Raw genomic sequence first — 2,501 nt, 5'->3', positions numbered from 1 at the left:
CGCCGCCGGAGACGCCGTGGCCGAAGACGCACGGCCCGCAGACGGCGAAGGTGGTGGGGCCGAAGGGGGAGTCCATCTGGACGGACCGCTACGGGCGGGTGAAGGTGAAGTTTCACTGGGACCGTCTGGCGAAGGGTGACGACACCAGCTCCTGCTGGGTGCGCGTGTCGAGCGCGTGGGCGGGCCAGGGCTTCGGCGGGGTGCAGATCCCGCGCGTGAACGACGAGGTGGTGGTGGACTTCATCAACGGCGACCCGGACCGTCCGCTGATCATTGGTCGGGTGTACAACGAGGCGAGCATGCCGCCGTGGGCGCTGCCGGCGGCGGCGACGCAGATGGGTTTTCTGAGCCGGTCAAAGGACGGCACGGCGGACACCGCGAACGCGCTGAGGTTTGAGGACAAGGCGGGTGAGGAGCACCTCTGGATCCAGGCGCAGAAGAACATGGATACCCATGTTAAAAATGACGCCAGCCATTCAGTCGCTAATAATCACAGCCATTACGCAGGTGGCAATGAGCTTTACCGTGTCGAAACCAACCGTGTCCACGGTGTAAAAGGTGGCGAAGAGCAGCTGACCGGTAAGGGCAAACTCGATGCGGTAGTCGATACCTATGTAGTGGGATCGGGCACTCAACTTCGCCTGGAATGCGGAGAGAGCGCTATCGAACTTAACGCGAATGGCCAGATAAATATCGTCGGCAAGGGATTCAATATTTTCGTGCAGGGCGACGGGCATATCACCACATCCGGCGGCAAACTGAATCTGAACACAGATGGCGCTAAACCGGGCACAAGCGCCCCGGGTTCAGGTCATAAACAGAACATCAGCCAGGCCGTAGAAAACCTTTTCCCGCCGAAGTAGAACGGTGAAAAATGGGCTCATATTACTGGTGGAGATATTACTCAGATGGCTCCACCAGACGCTATGACCAGGAGGTTACCGAATTTTAAGATTATTTCAGGTAAATAAATGAATTTATTTATTAGATTGCTTTTTTTAGGTTTTTTTACATGTGGCTCATCAGGTATTGCTACAGCATCGGATACCCGGGCGTCTTATGCTCAATATAATAGCCTCAGTAGTGTTTCAACTATCTTCAACGATCAGAAAGTTATTTCCAGTTTAAAAACTGTTTTGGGTGATGATTACAGTGATTTTAGCCAGAATTTTGATGTTTTTGGCGAACCCCATAAAACAATGAATGGTGGGATATTCGTCGAGGGCTGGTTAAAAGATCTTTATCTGGTTCAGGCATCGGCTTTTGTGATACAGCCTGACGGTAAAGTCTATGCTGCATGGATTCTGCCTGAAGATAATAAAACACATTATGTGAGCAATGATCGTACAAATAGCAAAATGCAGGAAGACATTGCGAACTGGGCAAAACGTTTTGGTAAAGAACAGTTAATTATTCCCGATAAAGTCCAAAAAGAACTTCAAAATAGTAGTGAGAAGTTTTTCGAGACCGCAAAGTTCAGAATTAAAATAATGTCGCTCTGTGCTGAGGGTACGGAGTGTAATGATGTTAGTTACGAGGGAGTCAGGAAATCAGATGGGGCAATTGTCAGATTAAAAGGGAAAGCCACGAAAAGTGATTGTGGTCAAGCAACCTGTCCTGTACTGAGTTATAAATTCCGAAATCATGACGCGGTCTATATTATCAACAATGTGATTAGTAATCTTACTGTTGTTGTTAATAATAAGATTGTATTATCTGAAGACGGGAAGTGGGAGAGTAACCCCAAATAAACGTATTATCGCGTAGTGGTTGCTGACTTCTGCACCACTATTCGTGATTTTTATCCATCATTTTTCAGCAAGGCTGGACCCGATCATAGTCAGAATGTGTTGGTCAGTAAATGTGGTCAGGGTACGGTCGTTGACAGTGATAATCAGCACTGGTTAAATTATGATGCGGATGAAAGACATATCTCTTTTCAGCTGGATAGTAAAAATTCAGCCATATTATGATGACGCTCAATTCAAATGACTGAAAGTAACAATGCATGACATTTCATACAGGATAAAATTATATTTTATTATTTTGATATGGATGTTTTATCAGGCATGTCAGGGGGGATATGTTTAAATTTCTATTGTTGATTGCCTTTTTATGTCCTCCGGCACTATTTGCCAATGAGTTCTGCCACATTTTGAGCAACGAAGCTAACAATAGAGGTGTTCGTTTTGACAATACCGATAATGTCTATAAGGTCGGCGGAAAAGGCAGGTTGCACTTTTATTCTGCTCCCAATGAAAAATGTATAGAAAAAGACGTTTTTGTTGTTCCTGGTAATGAGTTATATGCTTATGTTGAATATGGAGAATATTACAGTGTAATGTATGTTTCTGATGACGGGAATCAGGTTGATGGCTGGGTTAAAAAAGACAGGCTGGTTGAAACAAAGTATGGTATTGCACCTGATTATGATGCCCAAAAATAGGCATTGCACTTTTTAACCGAAATGGTAATGAGAGTCACTGCATTATGGATGAAAA

At 45.6% G+C, this 2,501-nt stretch carries 3 protein-coding genes; all 3 read left to right on the top strand.

Annotated elements, in window-relative coordinates:
* Nucleotides 1–863 (top strand): type VI secretion system Vgr family protein (locus FJW00_RS03940; RefSeq protein WP_140923102.1); only part of this gene is annotated, 863 nt, incomplete at its 5' end.
* Nucleotides 864–971: 108 nt separating this feature from the next.
* Nucleotides 972–1,751 (top strand): Ivy family c-type lysozyme inhibitor, encoded by a 780-nt coding sequence (locus tag FJW00_RS03935; protein WP_140923101.1) that lies wholly within the window; start codon nt 972–974, stop codon nt 1,749–1,751.
* 332 nt (nt 1,752–2,083) lie between these two features.
* The gene (locus FJW00_RS03930) at nt 2,084–2,446 is read left to right on the top strand and encodes a hypothetical protein (protein WP_140923100.1); all 363 of its coding nucleotides are present in this window, start codon (nt 2,084–2,086) and stop codon (nt 2,444–2,446) included.
* Nucleotides 2,447–2,501 lie beyond the last annotated feature (55 nt).

Origin of the sequence: Pantoea anthophila (genome assembly GCF_006494375.1) — a bacterium.
Classification (GTDB): Bacteria; Pseudomonadota; Gammaproteobacteria; order Enterobacterales; family Enterobacteriaceae; genus Pantoea; species Pantoea anthophila.
The sequence above is the reverse complement of the archived record's forward strand: the minus strand, read 5'-3'. Positions and strand labels throughout refer to the sequence as shown.